Origin of the sequence: Streptomyces sp. NPDC102490, assembly GCF_044765285.1 — a bacterium.
GTDB lineage: Bacteria > Actinomycetota > Actinomycetes > Streptomycetales > Streptomycetaceae > Streptomyces.
The window spans coordinates 250,459-267,752 of record NZ_JBIWJU010000010.1 but is presented as its reverse complement, the minus strand read 5'-3'; the positions used below and the strand labels follow the sequence as shown (position 1 = coordinate 267,752).

Below are 17,294 nucleotides of genomic sequence, written 5' to 3'. Positions count from 1 at the left end.
GACCGGGGGGCGGGCTCAGCGAGGCACGAGGCCGAGCGCGTGGTCGTAGCGGCTGACCGTGCTGCTCTTCAGGCCGGGCCAGTGCTGCACCCGCTCCCACTGGGGCGTCGCCGAGCCCACGCCGTCGCCGGGTGCGGCGAGTGCGTCGATGTGGGCCCGCGCGCTCTCCCACTCGGCGTAGTTGAGGACGCGCGTGCCGTCGGTGCTCAGGTGGAAGTGGGCGGAGAGGCCGCCGGGGCGGGGCCGCGGCTCGCTCTCCAGGGCCTCGAAGACGGCGTCGACCCAGGCGCGCTGCCGGTCGGGATCGGGACCCTCGAACTCGACCTCGACGATCACGACGCAGCCCGGGACCACGGCCGCCGCCCCGGCCTCGCGGGTCGCGGCGCGATAGTGCCGGTACCTGCCGAGCCCCAGCCGCTCGATGCCCGGTACGGCGGTGTCGATCTCGTCGACGCGTTCCTGCCGGTGCGTCTTCACGAAGCCTTCGTACGCCTGCTCGCTCGCCCACTGGGAGTGGTGCAGCAGTGTGCTGCCGTCGTGCCCGGTGTAGACGTGGTAGCCGCGCAGGTCTTCGGCGGGCCAGGGCCGGCTCTCCCAGGTACGGGCGATGGCGTCGACGGTCTGCCGCTGCCGCTCGGGGGTGCCGACCCGCCAGGTGCTGAAGAAGGGCGCCAGGACGTCGGGGCGGGCGAGGTCGGGGTGGGCGTCGGTACGGCGGGTCATGCCGGTCCTCCGGTGATCGGTGGTCGTCGGATGCACGCACCACTCTCCGACCTCGACCAAGGTTGAGGTCAAGCCCTTACCGGTACCGGCATGACGTAGGCGACGGACGGACCTAATACCGAGCCGAGGGGCCCCGCCCGGGACCCCTCGCTCGCCGCACCGCGCCCTCCGGGGGCGCAGCCGTGTCCGCTCAGCAGTGTCCGTGCCGACGGTGCCGCACGAGGCTCGCCGCGACCACCACGCCCGCCGCCGCCCCTGCGGCCAGCAGGGCGCGCGGATGCCCGAGTCCCGCCCGCACCGCGCCACGCGCCCGTCCCGGCGGCGCGTGCCGCTCCGCGGCGTCCCGGGCCCGGTCGGCCTTGTCCTGCGCGGTGTGCCCCGCCCGGCCCGCCTTCTCCTGTACGGCGTGCCCGGCGTGCGCGGCGGAACTGCGCAGTTGCACGCTCATGGCGCCCGCCTTGTCCTTCAGGTCGGCGGCCCGGGCCTTGGCGCGGCCCTTCACGTCGGCCTTGCCCGCCAGCTCCTCCACGGTGTCGCCGAGCTGGCCGCGGGTCTCTTCGATCTGCCTGCGCAGCTCGTCGGGGCCCTTCGCCCCGCCGACCGGCTGCGCGGTGGAGCCGCTCCTCGAACCGTCCCGGCTCGTCGCGTCGGTCATCGATGTGCCCTTTCCCTGATCTGGTCGACGTCGGCCCGGACACTGCCGAGGGTCTGCTCGGGCTTGGGCGGCACGGCCCGGCGGAGCTGGGCGCGACCGGTCATGGCCAGCACGCCGGCGATCACGAACAGCGCCGCCGTCACGATGAGCGCCGCGGCCCAGACGGGCAGTACCAGGGAGAGCGCGGCGGTGGCCGTGCCGGCCAGGGCGAACAGGCCCACGTAGGCGATGGCGCCCGCGGCACCCAGCATTCCGCCGCCGCGCCCGGCCCGCTTGCCCTTCTCGGCCAGTTCCATCTTGGCCAGGGCCACTTCCTGGCGCACGAGCCGGGAGAGCTGTTCGGTGGCCTGCCCGACGAGTTCGCCCACGGAGTGCTGCTCGTCGCGCACCGGCCTGGTGTGCATGGTTCCGGTCACGGTGTTCCCGCCTCCTCTCGGTTCGGAGCACCCCGGGTACCCCGGCCCGGACGGCACTACCCTTGCCGCGCCCGCACCGCCCCGGACACTCGTCCAGGCGTCCGATCTGAAGCGTTCCTTACCACTACCTCGTAGAAGAATTAAGTGGAGCTACACAGTCGAGACGCCGACACTACTCCCATGACGACAGACGACGCCCGCCCCGCCGCCCCCTTCGGCCGCGCCCTGTGCGCGATGGTCACGCCCTTCACCGAGACCGGCGCGCTCGACCTCGACGGTGCCGGGCGGCTCGCCGAGCACCTGGTCTCCCGGGGCTGCGACGGCCTGGTGCTGTCGGGCACCACGGGCGAGTCGCCGACCACCACGGACGCCGAGAAGGCGGCGCTGGTGACGGCGGTCCGGGAGGCGGTCGGGGACCGGGCGGCACTGGTCGCCGGGGTCGGCACCGCGGACACCCGGCACACCGTGGAACTGGCCCTGGCCGCCGAGAAGGCGGGCGCGGACGGCCTGCTGGTGGTCGCGCCGTACTACAGCAGGCCCCCGCAGGACGCCCTGGAGGCGCACTTCCGCGAGATCGCCGACGTGAGCGGGCTGCCCCTGATGCTCTACGACATCCCGGGCCGCACCGGCACCCGCGTCGAACCCGACACCCTGGTCCGCCTCGCCGGGCACCCCCGGATCGTCGCCGTCAAGGACTGCGCCTACGACCTCCTCGGCACCCAGAAGGTGCTCTCCCGCACCGGCCTGGCGTACTACGCGGGCTGCGACGAGCAGGTCCTCGCCCTGTACGCGGTCGGAGCGGCGGGGTACGTCAGCACCGTCGCCAACGTCGCGCCGGAGCTGTTCCGGGCCGTCCTCGACGCCTTCGACGCGGGCGACACCGGCCGGGCCGCCCTGCTCCAGCGGCGGGCGATTCCTCTCGTCGAGGCGATGATGGCGGCCGGTCTGCCCGGCACGGTCACCGCCAAGGCCCTCCTGGGCACCCTCGGCCTCCCAGCGGGCCCGGTCCGCGCCCCACTGCGCCCCGCGGACCGGGAGACCACGGCCGGTCTGCTGGCGGCCTACGAGGAACTGGCCGCCCGCGCCGGTCAGTCCCAGGCGTAGCCGTCGCCGAACAGCAGGGTGTGCTCCAGCACGTCCTCCGCGGGATCGTCGATCTGGCCGACGTGGACGTTGAGGAGCCCCACGCGGGGGCCGTTGTGCGAGCCGGTCGTCGTCTCGTCGGCGTGCGCGGCCCCCACCGCCCCCCAGCACACCAGCACCGCGGCCCCCGCCCCGGCCAGCAGGCGCGCCACGGCTCCCCTCCGCTCGTTCGTCATCCCAGGCGTCATCCAGGCCCCTCGTTTCGTTCGTTTCGTCGGATCGGCGTCTGATCGGACTCTGCGTCCACCCGTTCATCCGCCGAAACCACCGGTAAGTCACGGGCAGTCATCCGTACGTGCGGTGACGGTGGCCCGCGATGTGGGGCGACCACGACGAACTGTGCCCCGATCGGGCGCCGTAGGCTGAGCCCCCGCAGCTGACCACAGGGGCGACAGGTGGTGACCGAGGTGCCGGAGAAGACGCCGACCGAACCGACGGTGGCCGAGGTGATGGCCGAGCTGGCCGGGCTGGAGGACCCGCGGGCCCGGGCCGTGAACGAGAAGCACGGCGACGACCACGGCGTGAACCTCACCCAGCTGCGCGCACTCGCGAAGCGCCTGAAGACCCGTCCCGCACTCGCACGCGGCCTCTGGGCCACGGACGACACCGCCGCCCGCCTGCTGAGCCTGCTGATCTGCCGCCCGAAGTCCTACGACCGCGACGAACTGGACACCATGCTGCGCGAGGCCCGCACCCCCAAGGTGCACGACTGGCTCGTGAACTACGTGGTGAAGAAGAACCCGCACGCCGAGGAACTGCGCGTGGCCTGGACCGCCGACCCGGACCCGGTGGTCGCGAGCGCCGGCTGGGCACTGACCACCGAACGCGTGACGAGGAATCCGGCCGGTCTCGACCTCACGGCCCTGCTGGACACCATCGAGTCGGAGATGAGGGACGCCCCGGACCGCCTGCAATGGTCAATGAACCACTGCCTGGCCCGCATCGGCATCGACCACCCCGAACACCGCCCCCGCGCCCCCACCATCGGCGAACGCCTCGGAGTCCTGAAGGACTACCCCACTCCCCCGGGCTGCACCTCCCCGTACGCCCCCACCTGGATCACAGAGATCGTCCGCCGCCAACAGGCCCAGACCACCCCCACAACCACCTGAGCGCCCTCCCCGCGACAGGCGGACAGGGCGCCCGGCAAACCGGCGTCGGCTCAGTTGTGGCTGTGCAGCACCTCGTTCAGGCCGCCCCATACCGCGTTGTTCGGGCGGGCCTCGACCGTGCCCGTGACCGAGTTGCGGCGGAAGAGGATGTTCGAGGCGCCGGAGAGTTCGCGGGCCTTGACGACCTGGCCGTCGGGCATCGTGACGCGGGTGCCCGCGGTGACGTAGAGGCCGGCCTCGACCACGCACTCGTCGCCCAGCGCGATGCCGACGCCCGCCTCGGCGCCGACCAGGCAGCGCTCGCCGATGGTGATGCGGACGTTGCCGCCGCCGGAGAGGGTGCCCATGGTGGAGGCGCCGCCGCCGATGTCGGAGCCGTCGCCGACGACGACGCCCGCGGAGATGCGGCCCTCGACCATCGAGGTGCCCAGCGTGCCTGCGTTGAAGTTGACGAAGCCCTCGTGCATGACCGTGGTGCCCGCGGAGAGGTGCGCACCGAGGCGGACGCGGTCGGCGTCGGCGATGCGGACGCCCTTGGGGGCGACGTAGTCCGTCATGCGGGGGAACTTGTCGATCGAGGTGACCTGGAGGTGCAGGCCCTCGGCGCGGGCGTTGAGGCGGACCTTCTCGAGGTCGTCGACGGCGACCGGGCCCAGCGAGGTCCAGGCGACGTTGGCGAGGTGGGCGAAGATGCCGTCCAGGCTCTGGCCGTGCGGCTTGACCAGGCGGTGGGAGAGCAGGTGCAGGCGCAGGTAGACGTCGTGCGTGTCGACCGGCTTCTCGTCCAGCGAGGAGATGACCGTGCGGACCGCGACCACCTCGACACCGCGACGGGCGTCCGGACCGACCGCGGCGGTGGCGCCGCCGCCCAGGAGTTCGGCGGCCTGTTCGGCGGTGAGCCGCTCGGTGCCGGAGGGACCGGGCGCGTCGGACAGTTCGGGGGCCGGGAACCAGGTGTCGAGGACGGTGCCGTCGGCGGCGATCGTGGCGAGGCCGGCGGCCACGGCGCCGGTGGTGCGGGGAGCAGTCGTGTCGGTCATGAGGGCAACCTAACCGGCCGCCGCCGGTGGAAGCGAGCCGGGACCGCGGCCGTCTCGGGTGCCGGGCGCGGGGACCAGCCGGGCTAGCACCTGCCGGGCGTACTCCTCGTCGTACGGCGTGTCCGTCAGCAGCACCTGGAGGCAGATGCCGTCAAGTACGGCGACCAGGGCGCGGGCCGTCACGGGGTCGGTGCGGGCGGCGAGCAGGGCGCCCACGCCCTCGGCCCACTCGGCGGCGACCGGGCGCAGCGCGGGGCGGCGCAGGGCGGCGAGGTACAGCTCGTACTCCAGCTCCACGCCGGTGCGGTCGCCGCCCAGCCACGCGCCGAGGACGCGGGCGAGTTCGGCGGGCAGGTCGGCCCCGGGGTCGGACAGGGCGGGGTGGGCGGCGACGACCTTGGCGAAGCCCTCGTTGGCCTGGCGCAGGGCGGCGACCAGGAGGTCGTCCAGGGTCGCGAAGTGGTACGTCGTGGAGCCGAGCGGCACGTCCGCCTCGGCGGCGACGCTGCGGTGGCTGAGCCCGGCGATGCCCGCCCGTGCGACGACTCTGATCGCCGCGTCGATGATGCGCTGGCGGCGCTCCGGATCGTGGCGGCGGGGCATCAGTGCGCCCCGCCCAGGTTGAGCACGACGACGCCGATGATGATCAGCGCGATGCCGGCGGCCTTGGTGAGGGTCATCCCCTCGCCCATGAAGGCGACCCCGATGGCGGCGATGGCGGCCGTGCCCACCCCCGCCCAGATGGCGTAGGCCGTGCCGACGGCCAGGAGCTTCAGGGTCTGGGCGAGAAGGGCGAAGGAGAGGACGTACGCGAGGGCCGTCAGCAGGGACGGCACCAGCCTGCTGAAGCCCTCGCTGTACTTCATGGCGGTGGTGCCGGCGACCTCGGCGGCGATGGCTCCGGCCAGGAGCAGGTATCCCATGTGTACGAGCGTACATAACGAGGAGCGCGGGCGCGGGCGGAACGCGAGAACGGCGACACCCGAAGGTGTCGCCGTTCTCCACAGCCGTTATGCCGACAACCGTCGTGCCGACAGCCATCGCGCCGTCGTGCCGGGGTGGCTCAGACGTTGAACCCGAGCGCGCGCAGCTGCTCGCGCCCGTCGTCCGTGATCTTGTCGGGGCCCCACGGCGGCATCCACACCCAGTTGATGCGCAGCTCGCTGACCAGGCCGTCCGTGGCGGACTTGGCCTGGTCCTCGATCACGTCGGTCAGCGGACAGGCCGCCGACGTCAGGGTCATGTCGATGGTGGCGATGTTCGCGTCGTCGACGTGGATGCCGTAGATCAGGCCGAGGTTGACGACGTCGATGCCCAGCTCGGGGTCCACGACGTCCATCAGGGCCTCGCGGAGTTCCTCCTCCGAGGCCGGCTTCATCTCCAGGGTCTCGCTCATGCCGTCGTCTCCTTCTCGGCGTCGGCGCCTTCCAGCGCCTGGGCCGTCGCGTCCTTCCAGGCCATCCAGCTCAGCAGGGCGCACTTGACCCGGGCCGGGTACTTCGAGACCCCGGCGAACGCGACCGCGTCCTCCAGGACCTCCTCCATGGCGTCGTCCGGCTCGAGCTTGCCCTTGGACTGCATCAGCTCCAGGAAGGTCTCCTGGATGCGCTGCGCCTGGGCGAGGTCCTTGCCGACCAGCAGGTCGTTCAGCACGGAGGCGCTCGCCTGGCTGATGGAGCAGCCCTGGCCCTCGTAGCTGACGTCGCTGATCGTCGTGCCGTCGTACTTCACGCGGAGCGTGATCTCGTCACCGCAGGTGGGGTTGACGTGGTGGACCTCGGCGTCGCCATCCCGCAAGCCCCGCCCGTGCGGGTTCTTGTAGTGGTCCAGGATGACTTCCTGGTACATGGAGTCCAGCTTCATGCTCTTCGCTCGTCCCGTCAGCCGAAGAAGTTCCGTACGTGCTCCAGGCCGTCGACCAGCGCGTCGATCTCGGCCGGCGTGGAGTACAGATAGAACGACGCTCGCGTGGTCGCAGGAATTCCGTAGCGCAGGCAGACGGGACGGGCGCAGTGGTGGCCGACCCGGACCGCGATGCCCTGCTCGTCGAGGACCTGGCCCACGTCGTGCGGGTGGATGTCGCCCAGGGTGAAGGAGATCGCGGCGCCGCGCTCCTCGGCCGTGGTGGGGCCGATGATGCGCAGGTCCGGGACCTCCAGCAGCCGCTTGACCGCGTACTCGGTCAGCGCGTGCTCGTGGGCGAGGATCTTGTCCATGCCGATCGCGTCGAGGTAGTCGATCGCCGCGCCGAGACCGACCGCCTGCGCGACCGGCGGCGTGCCCGCCTCGAACTTGTGCGGTGCCGGGGCGTAGGTGGAGGAGTGCATCGAGACGGTCTCGATCATCTCGCCGCCGCCGAGGAACGGCGGGAGGTCCTCCAGCAGTTCCTGGCGGCCCCACAGGACGCCGATGCCGGTCGGGCCGCACATCTTGTGGCCGGTGAAGGCCACGAAGTCGGCCTGGAGGGCCTGTACGTCCAGCGGCATGTGCGGCGCGGCCTGGGAGGCGTCGACGCACACCAGCGCGCCGACCTCCTGGGCGCGGCGCACGATCGCCTCGACCGGGTTCTGGGTGCCCAGGATGTTGGAGACCAGCACGAAGGAGACGATCTTCGTCTTCTCGGTGATGACCTCGTCGATGTTGGACAGGTCCAGGCGGCCGTCGTCCGTGAGACCGAACCAGCGGAGCTTCGCGCCGGTGCGCTGCGCCAGCAGCTGCCACGGCACGATGTTGGAGTGGTGCTCCATCTCCGTGATGACGATCTCGGTCTCGTGGTCCACGCGGTAGGGCTCGTCGGCCCAGCCCAGCATGTTGGCGACCAGGTTGAGGGACTCCGAGGCGTTCTTGGTGAAGATCACCTCGTCGCGCGAGGGCGCGTTGATGAACTCCGCGACCTTGTCGCGCGCGCCCTCGTACAGCGCCGTGGCCTCCTCGGCGAGGACGTGCACGCCGCGGTGGACGTTGGCGTTGTAGCGCTCGTAGTACTCGCTGAGCGCGTCCAGCACCTGTCGCGGCTTCTGGCTGGTCGCCGCGTTGTCCAGGTACACGAGCTTGTGCCCGTCGTGGACCTGGCGGTCCAGGATGGGGAAGTCCTTGCGGATCGCCTCGGTGTCGAGGAGGCCCGGCAGCTGTGTCACGCGGATACGCCACCCTTCGTGTATGCCTCGTAGCCCTCGTTCTCCAGCTTGTCGGCGAGCTCGGCGCCGCCGGACTCGACGATGCGGCCGGCGGAGAACACGTGGACGAAGTCGGGCTTGATGTAGCGCAGGATGCGCGTGTAGTGCGTGATCAGCAGCGTGCCGACCTCGCCGGTCTCGCGGACCCGGTTGACGCCCTCGGAGACGACGCGCAGGGCGTCGACGTCCAGGCCGGAGTCGGTCTCGTCGAGGATGGCGACCTTCGGCCTGAGCAGCTCCAGCTGGAGGATCTCGTGGCGCTTCTTCTCACCGCCGGAGAAGCCCTCGTTGACGTTGCGCTCGGCGAAGGCGGGGTCCATGTTGAGGCGCTCCATGGCCTCCTTGACCTCCTTGACCCAGTGCCGCAGCTTGGGGGCCTCGCCGCGGACGGCGGTGGCGGAGGTGCGCAGGAAGTTGGAGACGGAGACGCCGGGGACCTCGACCGGGTACTGCATGGCGAGGAAGAGGCCGGCGCGGGCGCGCTCGTCGACGGACATCTCCAGGACGTCCTCGCCGTCGAGGGTGACGGTGCCGCCGGTGATCGTGTACTTGGGGTGACCCGCCAGCGAGTAGGCGAGGGTCGACTTGCCGGAGCCGTTGGGGCCCATGATGGCGTGCGTCTCGCCCTGCTTCACGGTGAGGTCGACGCCCTTGAGGATCTCCTTCGTGGCGTTGTCGGCCTCGACGGTGACGTGCAGGTCTCGGATTTCAAGCGTTGCCATGGGTGCCTCAGGACTCCTGGGTGAGGGAGACGAGCACGTCGTCCCCTTCGATCTTTACGGGGTATACGGGGACGGGGCGCGTCGCCGGAAGACTGTCGGGCTTGCCGGACCGGAGGTCGAAGCGCGAGCCGTGCAGCCAGCACTCGATGTGGCAGTCGTCGACCTCGCCCTCGGCGAGGGAGACGTTCGCGTGCGAGCAGATGTCGTGGATCGCGAACAGCTCGCCCTCGGTCCGCACGACGGAGATCGGCGTGCCGTCGAGTTCCACCCGCTTCGGGGTGTCCTCCTCCAGCTCGTCCGCTCCACAGACGCGTACGAAGGTCATGCGACCGACGCCTCCAGCTCCTCTTCGATCTTGGTGAGGAGGCGCTCCTCGATGTCGGCGACGCCGATCTGCTGGACCAGCTCGGCGAAGAAGCCGCGGACCACCAGGCGGCGGGCGTCCAGCTCGGGGATGCCGCGCGCCATCAGGTAGAAGAGCTGCTCGTCGTCGAAGCGGCCGGTGGCGGAGGCGTGACCGGCGCCGACGATCTCGCCGGTCTCGATCTCCAGGTTCGGCACCGAGTCGACCCGCGCGCCGTCGGTGAGGACGAGGTTGCGGTTCATCTCGTAGGTGTCGGTGCCCTCGGCCGCGGCCTCGATGAGCACGTCGCCGATCCAGACCGCGTGCGCGTCGTCGCCCTGGAGCGCGCCCTTGTAGACGACGTTCGACTTGCAGTGCGGGACGTTGTGGTCGACCAGGAGGCGGTGCTCCTGGTGCTGGCCCGCGTCGGTGAAGTACAGGCCGAACAGCTCGGCCTCGCCGCCGGGCCCCGCGTAGGCCACGCGCGGGTGCAGGCGGACCAGGTCGCCGCCGAAGGTGACCACGAAGGACTTGAAGGTGGCGTCGCGGCCGATCAGCGCGTTGTGCTGGCCGACGTGCACGGCCTTGTCGTCCCAGTCCTGGACGGAGACGACGGTCAGCTTGGCGCCGTCGCCCAGGACGTAGTCGACGTTGGCGGCGAGCACCGCGTCACCGGAGTGGTCGATGACGACCACGGCCTCGGCGAAGGCGCCCAGCTCGACGACCTGGTGGGCGTAGGCGGTGCCGCCCTCGCCCTGCACGACGATGCGGATCGGCTCGGTGAGGACCGTCTCCTTGGGGACGGTGATCACGCCGGCCTTCTCGAACGCCGAGTAGGCCTGGGCGGCGACCCGGTCCACGGGGGTCCCGGCGCGGCCGATACGCGCGTCGTCGCGGCCGACGGTCTCGACGACGACGCCCTCGGGCGCCTCGATGTCGACCTTCACGCCGTCACCGGTGGCGACGGCGGTGCCGTCGTGCAGTCCGCGCAGCCGCTCGAGCGGGGTGAACCGCCATTCCTCCTCGCGGCCGTGGGGGACCGGGAAGTCCGCCACGTCGAAGGACGCGGGTGCGCTCATGCGCGTGGCGACGGTCGACTCGGCGGCCACCGCGATCTGGCCCGCGGTGGTGGACCCCACGGGGATGTTCTGAGCCTCAGCCATGGCTGTCGGTCTGCTCTCTTCCTACGTTCCTGGATCTGGGGACTGCGGTGGGGGGCGGGGTCAGCCGACCGCGCCCTCCATCTGCAGCTCGATCAGCCGGTTCAGCTCGAGGGCGTACTCCATGGGCAGCTCCTTGGCGATCGGCTCGACGAAGCCGCGCACGATCATCGCCATCGCCTCGAACTCGCTCAGTCCGCGGCTCATCAGGTAGAAGAGCTGGTCCTCGGAGACCTTGGAGACGGTCGCCTCGTGGCCCATGGACACGTCGTCCTCGCGGACGTCCACGTACGGGTACGTGTCGGAGCGGGAGATGGTGTCGACGAGCAGCGCGTCGCACAGCACGTTCGACTTGGAGCCGTGGGCGCCCTCGCCGATCTCGACGAGACCGCGGTAGGAGGTGCGGCCGCCGCCGCGCGCCACGGACTTCGAGACGATGTTGGAGGAGGTGTTCGGCGCCATGTGGACCATCTTGGAGCCGGCGTCCTGGTGCTGGCCCTCGCCCGCGAAGGCGATGGACAGGGTCTCGCCCTTGGCGTGCTCGCCCATCAGGTAGACGGCCGGGTACTTCATCGTCACCTTGGAGCCGATGTTGCCGTCGATCCACTCCATGGTCGCGCCCTCGTACGCCACGGCGCGCTTGGTGACCAGGTTGTAGACGTTGTTCGACCAGTTCTGGATGGTCGTGTAGCGGCAGCGGGCGTTCTTCTTGACGATGATCTCGACCACGGCGGAGTGCAGCGAGTCCGACTTGTAGATCGGCGCGGTGCAGCCCTCGACGTAGTGCACGTAGGCACCCTCGTCGACGATGATCAGGGTCCGCTCGAACTGGCCCATGTTCTCCGTGTTGATGCGGAAGTAGGCCTGGAGCGGGATCTCGACGTGCACGCCCTTCGGCACGTAGATGAAGGAGCCGCCGGACCACACGGCGCTGTTCAGCGAGGCGAACTTGTTGTCACCGACGGGGATGACGGTGCCGAAGTACTCCTTGAAGAGCTCCGGGTGCTCCTTCAGGGCCGTGTCGGTGTCCAGGAAGATGACGCCCTGCTCCTCCAGGTCCTCGCGGATCTGGTGGTAGACGACCTCCGACTCGTACTGCGCGGCGACACCGGCGACGAGGCGCTGCTTCTCCGCCTCGGGGATGCCGAGCTTGTCGTACGTGTTCTTGATGTCCTCGGGCAGGTCCTCCCAGGACTCCGCCTGCTTCTCCGTGGAGCGCACGAAGTACTTGATGTTGTCGAAGTCGATCCCCGACAGGTCCGAGCCCCAGTTCGGCATGGGCTTCTTCTCGAAGAGGCGCAGGCCCTTGAGACGGAGCTTGGTCATCCACTCCGGCTCGTTCTTCTTCGCGGAGATGTCGCGGACGACGTCCTCGTTGATGCCGCGCTTGGCAGAGGCGCCGGCCGTGTCGGAGTCGGCCCAGCCGTATTCGTACTTGCCCAGGCCCTCGAGCTCAGGGTGAGCAGTCTCCGTGGGGAGAGTCATGCGGGGTTCCTCCCGGCCGTGCTTGCGGATGCGTTGTGGGTCGTGGAAATCGTCTCGGAAGCCGTCTCGGACGTCTCGGGGGGCTTCGAAGTCTTCGGAATGAACGTGGTGCACACCCCGTCGCCGTGCGCGATGGTCGCCAGGCGCTGTACATGCGTACCGAGCAGCTCGGCGAAAAATTCCGTCTCCGCCTCGCACAGCTGCGGGAACTGCTCCGCGACGTGGGCGACCGGGCAGTGGTGCTGGCACAGCTGCTCGCCCTGCTGGGGGTGGGGTGCGCTCCGCGCGGTAGCAGCGTACCCGTCCGTGCTCAGCGCCTTGGCCAGCGCTTCGGTGCGCCGCTCGGCGGGGACGGACTCGACGGCCGCGCGGTACGCGCCCGACTGGGCGGCGATCCGGGCGCGGGCGAAGGCGGCGATCGCCTGCTCCCCGCCCTCCTGCTCGGCGATCCAGCGCAGGGCGTCGGCGGCCAGCTTGTCGTACGACTGGTCGAAGGCGTCCCGGCCGCAGTCGGTGAGCGCGAAGACCTTGGCGGGCCGCCCGCGCGTGCGCGTGCCGTAGACCCGCTGCTCACGGGCCTCCACCACGTCGTCGGCGACCAGGGCGTCGAGGTGGCGCCGGACGGCGGCCTGGGTCAGGCCCAGGCGTCCGGCGAGCTCGGCGACGGTGGACGGCCCGTGGTCCAGGATGGAGCGCGCGACACGGTTGCGGGTGGACCGCTCACCGGTCGCGAGTTCCTCCTGCGGAGCCTCGCCGACGTTTTTCACAACGCCATTGTTGCGTAATTCCTCCGGGGCGGGCAAGCCGCGTCCCGATCATCGGACGGTGCCCTGCGTCACTTAGGCATACCTAAGGTGACCTGCGGAAACGATCTTTGATCGATCAGCGGCGGGGGAACCCACTGGCGTCCGCGAGCCGCTTCCGGAACACTCCCCCGCATGCCCACACCCCCTCCGACCGGCCCACTCGTCACCCGCGGCACGCTCGCCGCCGGGCTGCGCGAACTGGGTGTGCACACCTGCGACACCCTCCTCGTGCACTCCTCCCTCAGCGCGCTCGGCTGGGTCTGCGGAGGCCCCGTGGCGGTCGTCCAGGCGCTGCTGGACGTGCTCGGCCCGAGCGGCACCCTGGTGGTCCCGACCCAGACCGGCGACCTCTCGGACCCGGCCCTGTGGACCAGCCCGCCGGTGCCCGAGGAGTGGTGGGAGACCGTGCGGGCGGCGACACCCGCCTACGACCCGCTGATCTCGCCCTCGCGCGGCGTCGGGGTGGTCCCGGAGACGGTGCGCACCTGGCCGGGCGCCCGGCGCAGCGCCCATCCGCAGACGTCCTTCGCGGCCCTCGGCGCCCGCGCCGACGAGGTGGTCGCGGGCCACGCGCGGGACTGCCGGCTGGGCGAGCGCAGCCCGCTGGCCACGCTGGAGCGGCTGGGCGCCCGGGTCCTGCTGCTCGGCGCGGGCTACGACGCGTGCACCGCCTTCCACCTCGCCGAGTACCGGATCCCCGCCCCGCTGGTGGAGGTGGGGCGCCCGGGGCCGGTGGGCTGGGAGCGGGTGACCGAGGTGTCGATCACCTCGGAGCGCTTCGGCGAACTGGGCCACGACTTCGAGCGGGACCGGCCCGTCGTGCGCGGCCGGGTCGGCGGGGCCGACGTACGCCTGTTCCCGCTGCCGGACGCGGTCGCCTACGCCGAGCGATGGCTGCCCGTGCACCGCCCTCGCGAGTGAGTCCCGTCCCGGGTTCCAGGAGGTTTTCCACACCCCCGCGCCCGGCCGGTCGTCCGTCTCCCTAGACTCGTGACCCATGCGAAGTGAGCCCGTGGTCCAGGTCCAGGCCCTGGTGAAGCGGTACGGCACGAAGACCGCGGTGAACGGCCTCGACCTGGTGGCCCGCCCGGGCGTCACCGCCGTGCTCGGCCCCAACGGGGCGGGCAAGACGACCATGGTCGAGACCTGCGAGGGGTACCGGCGGCCGGACTCCGGCACGGTGCGCGTGCTGGGCCTCGATCCGGTGAGACAGGGCCCCGAGCTGCGCCCTCGGATCGGCGTCATGCTCCAGTCCGGCGGCGTCTACTCCGGTGCCCGCGCCGACGAGATGCTGCGCCACGTGGCGAAACTGCACGCGCACCCGCTGGACGTCGACGCGCTGATCGAGCGGCTCGGGCTGGGCTCGTGCGGCCGCACCACGTACCGCAGGCTCTCGGGCGGGCAGCAGCAGCGCCTCGCCCTCGCGATGGCCGTGGTCGGGCGCCCCGAGCTGGTGTTCCTGGACGAGCCGACCGCCGGCCTCGACCCGCAGGCCCGCCGCGCCACCTGGGACCTCGTGCGGGACCTGCGCGCCGACGGGGTCTCGGTGATCCTCACCACGCACCACATGGACGAGGCCGAGCAGCTGGCCGACGACGTGGCCATCGTCGACACCGGCCGGGTCGTCGCCCAGGGCTCCCCCGAGCAGCTGTGCCGCGGCGGCGCCGAGAACACCCTGCGCTTCACGGGCCGCCCGGGACTGGACGTCGCGTCCCTGCTCAAGGCGCTGCCCCCGGACTCCGCGGCCGCCGAGCTGACCCCGGGCTCCTACCGGGTGAACGGCGAGGTCGACCCCCAGCTGCTCGCGACGGTGACCTCCTGGTGCGCCCAGCACGGGGTGATGCCGGACCGCATCTCGGTGGAGCGGCACACACTGGAGGACGTCTTTCTGGAGCTGACCGGCAAGGAGCTGCGCGGGTGACCACCACGACAGGGACCACGGGGACGTACGCGCCCAGGCCCGGCGCCGCGCCGCTCGGGCGGATGATCGCGGCGCAGGCCGTGCTCGAGACGAAGATGCTGCTGCGCAACGGCGAGCAGCTGCTGCTGACGGTGATCATCCCGACGCTGCTGCTCGCCCTGTTCAGCTCCGTGGACATCATCGACACCGGAGCGGGCGAGGCGGTCGACTTCCTCGCCCCCGGCATCCTCGCGCTGGCCGTGATGTCGACGGCGTTCACGGGGCAGGCCATCGCCACCGGTTTCGAGCGCCGGTACGGGGTGCTGAAGCGGCTGGCGGCCTCCCCCCTGCCGCGCTGGGCCCTGATGACCGCGAAGACGGCCTCGGTCCTGGTCACCGAGGTGCTCCAGATCGTGCTGCTCACGGTGATCGCCTTCGCGCTGGGCTGGTCGCCGCACGGCAACCCGGCGGCCGTGCTGCTGCTCCTGGTCCTCGGCACCGCCGCCTTCTCCGGGCTCGGGCTGCTGATGGCGGGCACGCTCAAGGCGGAGGCCACACTGGCCGCCGCCAACCTGGTCTTCCTGCTGCTCCTGGTGGGCGGCGGCGTGATCGTGCCGCTGGACAGGTTCCCGGACGCGGCGCGGGACGTGCTGGGGCTGCTGCCGATCTCCGCCCTGTCGGACGGGCTGCGGGACGTCCTCCAGCACGGGGCCTCGATGCCCTGGGGCGACCTGGGCATCCTCGCCGCGTGGGCGGTCGTGGGGCTCGCGGCCGCCGGGAAGTTCTTCCGCTGGGAGTAGGAACACATGCCGGAGACCGACCCTCGTGAACGCGTGCACAAGCGGGCGCCTACGATGGACGGCGTGCCAAACGTGACCCGCGCCGACGTCGCAGCCGCCGTGCGCAATCCGCTCGCCTTCATCGCCGCGCACTGGACCCCGCACCCCCGGACGGTCCAGCGGGCGGCCCTCGCGCCTCTCGTGATGTCCGTGGTCATCGTCGTCACCGGCGGCGCCGTCCGGCTCACCGGCTCCGGGCTCGGCTGCCCGACCTGGCCCAAGTGCACCGACGACTCGCTGACCACCACGAGCGAGATGGGCTTCCACGGCATCATCGAGTTCGGCAACCGCATGCTGACCTACGTGCTGTGCGCCGCGGTCGGCTGGGCGATCATCGCCGCCCGCTCGCAGAAGCCGTACCGGCGCAGCCTCACCCTGCTGGGGTGGGCGCAGTTCTGGGTGGTGATGAGCAACGCGGTGCTCGGTGGCATCGTCGTGCTCGTCGGCCTCAACCCGTACACGGTCGCGGCCCACTTCGTGGCGACGACGGCGCTGCTGACCCTGGCCACGGTGATGTGGCAGCGCACCCGGGAGGGCGACACGGCACCGCGCCCGCTGGTCGGCACGTCCGTGCGGCAGCTGGTGTGGGTGCTGGTCGTCGTCTCCGCGCTGCTGGTCGTGGTCGGCACCGTGGTCACCGGCGCCGGCCCGCACGCGGGCGACTCCAGCGACGTGCCGCGGATGCCGGTCGACTGGGAGACGATCAGCAAGGCGCACGCCGTCCTGGCGTGGATCGTGGTGACGCTGACGTTCGCCCTGTGGTTCGTGCTGAAGGCGGTCGACGCGCCCAAGGGCCCGCCGGCCCGCACCCGCGACCTGTTCCTGGTGCTGCTCGCCCAGGGGGTCATCGGGTACGTCCAGTACTTCACCGACCTGCCCGAGGTCCTGGTCGGCCTGCACATGTTCGGCTCGTGCCTGGTGTGGATCGCGGTGCTGCGGGTGCTGCTGGCGCTGCGCGAGCGGCCCGAGGAGACGGTGCCCGGGCTGCCCGCTCAGGAGTACGACGCCACCAGCGTGTCGATGGCCGGTCCCAGGTAGCTCCGGGTCAGCTCGGCGCGGCGGGCGGTCCACTCCGCCGTGGCCGCGGGTCGCGTGCCGTTCCCGTACCGCCGTTCGGTGATGTCCTGGACGACCTCGCCGGGAGCGCCGAGGGCGGGCAGCTCGTCCAGGGCCTCCCGCTTGGTGATCAGGCGGCCCTCGCGCAGCGTGACGGTCGCGCGGGCGAAGGTGAGCAGGCCCAGGTCGACCCAGACGTCCTGCCGCCACAACTCCGCCCGGCGCACGTGCGCCCGCCAGTAGTCCCGCTGGTCGCGGACGACGAACGCGGCCAGCTCCGCGTCCCCCACCGGGGGCAGCAACTGCTCCGGCGGCTCGCCGTGCAGGACGCGGCCGAAGCTGTGGAGTTCGCGCCGGGTGACCGGGGTGACCGTCCGCTTGAAGAGCTGCTGGTGGGCCCAGGTCAGATGCCGCTGGTCGGGGTCGGCGACCGTGTCCGGCGACAGGTACGTGCAGTGCAGCAGTCCGGCCAGGGGTTCGGCGCGCAGCCGGGCGTGGAGCAGCCCGAGCCGCCAGGCCGTGCGGGCGGTGGCCGGCCGGGGCAGGACCGCGATCAGGTCCAGGTCGCTGCGGCCCTCCTGGTAGTCCCCCGCGCCCAGTGAGCCGTGCGCCCAGACGGCGACGGGGTCGAAGGGCGTGAGGCCGGTGAGGAAGCGGTCGAGCAAGGCGTCGGTCGGCATGCGGCCAGTCTCGACGACCGACTCCGGCGTGTACAGCC

Annotated in this window: 22 protein-coding genes; 6 read left to right on the top strand and 16 right to left on the bottom strand. The window is 71.5% G+C overall.

The genetic code is table 11. The features are described 5' to 3' along the window. Positions 1–15: 15 nt before the first annotated feature. From ACIRGB_RS24375 to ACIRGB_RS24365, 3 genes are all read right to left on the bottom strand, one after another. Positions 16–723, bottom strand: a complete 708-nt coding sequence (locus ACIRGB_RS24375; protein WP_403868784.1) for an antibiotic biosynthesis monooxygenase — start codon at positions 721–723, stop codon at positions 16–18. Positions 724–913: 190 nt separating this feature from the next. Next, a complete protein-coding gene (locus ACIRGB_RS24370; protein WP_403868781.1) occupies positions 914–1,378 on the bottom strand; it encodes a DUF3618 domain-containing protein in 465 nt (154 codons plus the stop codon). Beyond that, positions 1,375–1,794: a phage holin family protein gene (locus tag ACIRGB_RS24365; RefSeq protein WP_403868778.1), complete on the bottom strand. Its 420-nt coding sequence runs from the start codon at positions 1,792–1,794 to the stop codon at positions 1,375–1,377. The genes ACIRGB_RS24370 and ACIRGB_RS24365 overlap by 4 nt, the downstream gene beginning before the upstream one ends. A 180-nt stretch (positions 1,795–1,974) precedes the next feature. Between ACIRGB_RS24365 and dapA the strand changes: the two genes are divergently transcribed. Beyond that, positions 1,975–2,898: a 4-hydroxy-tetrahydrodipicolinate synthase gene (gene dapA, locus ACIRGB_RS24360; protein ID WP_403868775.1), complete on the top strand. Its 924-nt coding sequence runs from the start codon at positions 1,975–1,977 to the stop codon at positions 2,896–2,898. On the opposite strand, the gene ACIRGB_RS24355 is transcribed toward dapA, so the two are convergent. Continuing rightward, positions 2,883–3,113, bottom strand: coding sequence for a hypothetical protein (locus ACIRGB_RS24355; RefSeq protein WP_403868773.1), 231 nt, complete (start codon positions 3,111–3,113; stop codon positions 2,883–2,885). The two genes, dapA and ACIRGB_RS24355, sit on opposite strands and share 16 nt — an antisense overlap. A gap of 273 nt (positions 3,114–3,386) precedes the next feature. Here ACIRGB_RS24355 and ACIRGB_RS24350 point away from each other — a divergent pair, with 273 nt between their 5' ends. Further along, positions 3,387–4,049: a DNA alkylation repair protein gene (locus ACIRGB_RS24350; RefSeq protein ID WP_403869128.1), complete on the top strand. Its 663-nt coding sequence runs from the start codon at positions 3,387–3,389 to the stop codon at positions 4,047–4,049. Between the two features lie 50 nt (positions 4,050–4,099). Here the strand turns inward: ACIRGB_RS24350 and dapD are convergent, their stop codons facing one another. The 11 genes from dapD to ACIRGB_RS24295 form a co-directional block, all read right to left on the bottom strand. Continuing rightward, positions 4,100–5,089 (bottom strand): 2,3,4,5-tetrahydropyridine-2,6-dicarboxylate N-succinyltransferase, encoded by a 990-nt coding sequence (gene dapD, locus ACIRGB_RS24345; protein ID WP_403868771.1) that lies wholly within the window; start codon positions 5,087–5,089, stop codon positions 4,100–4,102. A 9-nt stretch (positions 5,090–5,098) separates the two neighbouring features. Further along, positions 5,099–5,692, bottom strand: a complete 594-nt coding sequence (locus tag ACIRGB_RS24340; protein WP_403868769.1) for a TetR/AcrR family transcriptional regulator — start codon at positions 5,690–5,692, stop codon at positions 5,099–5,101. After that, a complete protein-coding gene (locus ACIRGB_RS24335; protein ID WP_403868766.1) occupies positions 5,692–6,012 on the bottom strand; it encodes a DMT family transporter in 321 nt (106 codons plus the stop codon). The genes ACIRGB_RS24340 and ACIRGB_RS24335 overlap by 1 nt, the downstream gene beginning before the upstream one ends. Before the next feature lie 140 nt (positions 6,013–6,152). After that, positions 6,153–6,485: a metal-sulfur cluster assembly factor gene (locus tag ACIRGB_RS24330; protein ID WP_059301801.1), complete on the bottom strand. Its 333-nt coding sequence runs from the start codon at positions 6,483–6,485 to the stop codon at positions 6,153–6,155. Next, positions 6,482–6,952 carry a Fe-S cluster assembly sulfur transfer protein SufU gene (gene sufU, locus ACIRGB_RS24325; protein WP_403868763.1) on the bottom strand — a complete coding sequence of 157 codons (471 nt, stop codon included), beginning with the start codon at positions 6,950–6,952 and terminating at the stop codon, positions 6,482–6,484. The genes ACIRGB_RS24330 and sufU overlap by 4 nt, the downstream gene beginning before the upstream one ends. Before the next feature lie 17 nt (positions 6,953–6,969). Further along, a complete protein-coding gene (locus ACIRGB_RS24320) occupies positions 6,970–8,226 on the bottom strand; it encodes a cysteine desulfurase (RefSeq protein ID WP_403868760.1) in 1,257 nt (418 codons plus the stop codon). After that, positions 8,223–8,987: a Fe-S cluster assembly ATPase SufC gene (sufC, locus tag ACIRGB_RS24315; protein WP_403868757.1), complete on the bottom strand. Its 765-nt coding sequence runs from the start codon at positions 8,985–8,987 to the stop codon at positions 8,223–8,225. Before sufC ends, ACIRGB_RS24320 begins: the two co-directional genes overlap by 4 nt. Before the next feature lie 7 nt (positions 8,988–8,994). Further along, a complete protein-coding gene (locus tag ACIRGB_RS24310; protein WP_003976896.1) occupies positions 8,995–9,312 on the bottom strand; it encodes a non-heme iron oxygenase ferredoxin subunit in 318 nt (105 codons plus the stop codon). Further along, positions 9,309–10,493, bottom strand: coding sequence for a Fe-S cluster assembly protein SufD (gene sufD, locus ACIRGB_RS24305; protein ID WP_403868753.1), 1,185 nt, complete (start codon positions 10,491–10,493; stop codon positions 9,309–9,311). Before sufD ends, ACIRGB_RS24310 begins: the two co-directional genes overlap by 4 nt. Before the next feature lie 60 nt (positions 10,494–10,553). Then, on the bottom strand, positions 10,554–11,975 hold the full coding sequence (sufB, locus tag ACIRGB_RS24300) for a Fe-S cluster assembly protein SufB (protein WP_003976894.1): 1,422 nt from the start codon (positions 11,973–11,975) through the stop codon (positions 10,554–10,556). Beyond that, positions 11,972–12,742 carry a helix-turn-helix transcriptional regulator gene (locus tag ACIRGB_RS24295; protein WP_403868748.1) on the bottom strand — a complete coding sequence of 257 codons (771 nt, stop codon included), beginning with the start codon at positions 12,740–12,742 and terminating at the stop codon, positions 11,972–11,974. Before ACIRGB_RS24295 ends, sufB begins: the two co-directional genes overlap by 4 nt. A 171-nt stretch (positions 12,743–12,913) precedes the next feature. Here ACIRGB_RS24295 and ACIRGB_RS24290 point away from each other — a divergent pair, with 171 nt between their 5' ends. The 4 genes from ACIRGB_RS24290 (at position 12,914) to ACIRGB_RS24275 (ending at position 16,558) form a co-directional block, all read left to right on the top strand. After that, positions 12,914–13,702: an aminoglycoside N(3)-acetyltransferase gene (locus ACIRGB_RS24290; RefSeq protein ID WP_403868745.1), complete on the top strand. Its 789-nt coding sequence runs from the start codon at positions 12,914–12,916 to the stop codon at positions 13,700–13,702. A 76-nt stretch (positions 13,703–13,778) separates the two neighbouring features. Continuing rightward, positions 13,779–14,702 (top strand): ABC transporter ATP-binding protein, encoded by a 924-nt coding sequence (locus ACIRGB_RS24285; protein WP_403868742.1) that lies wholly within the window; start codon positions 13,779–13,781, stop codon positions 14,700–14,702. A 62-nt stretch (positions 14,703–14,764) separates the two neighbouring features. Further along, complete coding sequence (locus ACIRGB_RS24280) at positions 14,765–15,481, top strand: ABC transporter permease (RefSeq protein ID WP_403869125.1); 717 nt, start codon at positions 14,765–14,767, stop codon at positions 15,479–15,481. Between the two features lie 54 nt (positions 15,482–15,535). Then, entirely contained in the window at positions 15,536–16,558 is a 1,023-nt protein-coding gene (locus tag ACIRGB_RS24275; RefSeq protein WP_403868739.1) for a heme A synthase, read from the top strand. Here the strand turns inward: ACIRGB_RS24275 and ACIRGB_RS24270 are convergent. Beyond that, a complete protein-coding gene (locus ACIRGB_RS24270) occupies positions 16,513–17,256 on the bottom strand; it encodes a nucleotidyltransferase (protein WP_403868737.1) in 744 nt (247 codons plus the stop codon). The two genes, ACIRGB_RS24275 and ACIRGB_RS24270, sit on opposite strands and share 46 nt — an antisense overlap. Between the last annotated feature and the right edge of the window lie 38 nt (positions 17,257–17,294).

Coding starts and splice junctions, on each gene's coding strand:
- ACIRGB_RS24375 (WP_403868784.1), bottom strand. CDS start 723: ATGACCCGCCGTACCGACGCCCACCCCGACCTCGCCCGCCCCGACGTC.
- ACIRGB_RS24370 (WP_403868781.1), bottom strand. CDS start 1,378: ATGACCGACGCGACGAGCCGGGACGGTTCGAGGAGCGGCTCCACCGCG.
- dapA (WP_403868775.1), top strand. CDS start 1,975: ATGACGACAGACGACGCCCGCCCCGCCGCCCCCTTCGGCCGCGCCCTG.
- ACIRGB_RS24355 (WP_403868773.1), bottom strand. CDS start 3,113: ATGACGAACGAGCGGAGGGGAGCCGTGGCGCGCCTGCTGGCCGGGGCG.
- ACIRGB_RS24350 (WP_403869128.1), top strand. CDS start 3,387: ATGGCCGAGCTGGCCGGGCTGGAGGACCCGCGGGCCCGGGCCGTGAAC.
- dapD (WP_403868771.1), bottom strand. CDS start 5,089: ATGACCGACACGACTGCTCCCCGCACCACCGGCGCCGTGGCCGCCGGC.
- ACIRGB_RS24340 (WP_403868769.1), bottom strand. CDS start 5,692: ATGCCCCGCCGCCACGATCCGGAGCGCCGCCAGCGCATCATCGACGCG.
- ACIRGB_RS24335 (WP_403868766.1), bottom strand. CDS start 6,012: ATGGGATACCTGCTCCTGGCCGGAGCCATCGCCGCCGAGGTCGCCGGC.
- ACIRGB_RS24330 (WP_059301801.1), bottom strand. CDS start 6,485: ATGAGCGAGACCCTGGAGATGAAGCCGGCCTCGGAGGAGGAACTCCGC.
- sufU (WP_403868763.1), bottom strand. CDS start 6,952: ATGAAGCTGGACTCCATGTACCAGGAAGTCATCCTGGACCACTACAAG.
- sufC (WP_403868757.1), bottom strand. CDS start 8,987: ATGGCAACGCTTGAAATCCGAGACCTGCACGTCACCGTCGAGGCCGAC.
- ACIRGB_RS24310 (WP_003976896.1), bottom strand. CDS start 9,312: ATGACCTTCGTACGCGTCTGTGGAGCGGACGAGCTGGAGGAGGACACC.
- sufD (WP_403868753.1), bottom strand. CDS start 10,493: ATGGCTGAGGCTCAGAACATCCCCGTGGGGTCCACCACCGCGGGCCAG.
- sufB (WP_003976894.1), bottom strand. CDS start 11,975: ATGACTCTCCCCACGGAGACTGCTCACCCTGAGCTCGAGGGCCTGGGC.
- ACIRGB_RS24290 (WP_403868745.1), top strand. CDS start 12,914: ATGCCCACACCCCCTCCGACCGGCCCACTCGTCACCCGCGGCACGCTC.
- ACIRGB_RS24285 (WP_403868742.1), top strand. CDS start 13,779: ATGCGAAGTGAGCCCGTGGTCCAGGTCCAGGCCCTGGTGAAGCGGTAC.
- ACIRGB_RS24280 (WP_403869125.1), top strand. CDS start 14,765: ATGATCGCGGCGCAGGCCGTGCTCGAGACGAAGATGCTGCTGCGCAAC.
- ACIRGB_RS24275 (WP_403868739.1), top strand. CDS start 15,536: ATGGACGGCGTGCCAAACGTGACCCGCGCCGACGTCGCAGCCGCCGTG.
- ACIRGB_RS24270 (WP_403868737.1), bottom strand. CDS start 17,256: ATGCCGACCGACGCCTTGCTCGACCGCTTCCTCACCGGCCTCACGCCC.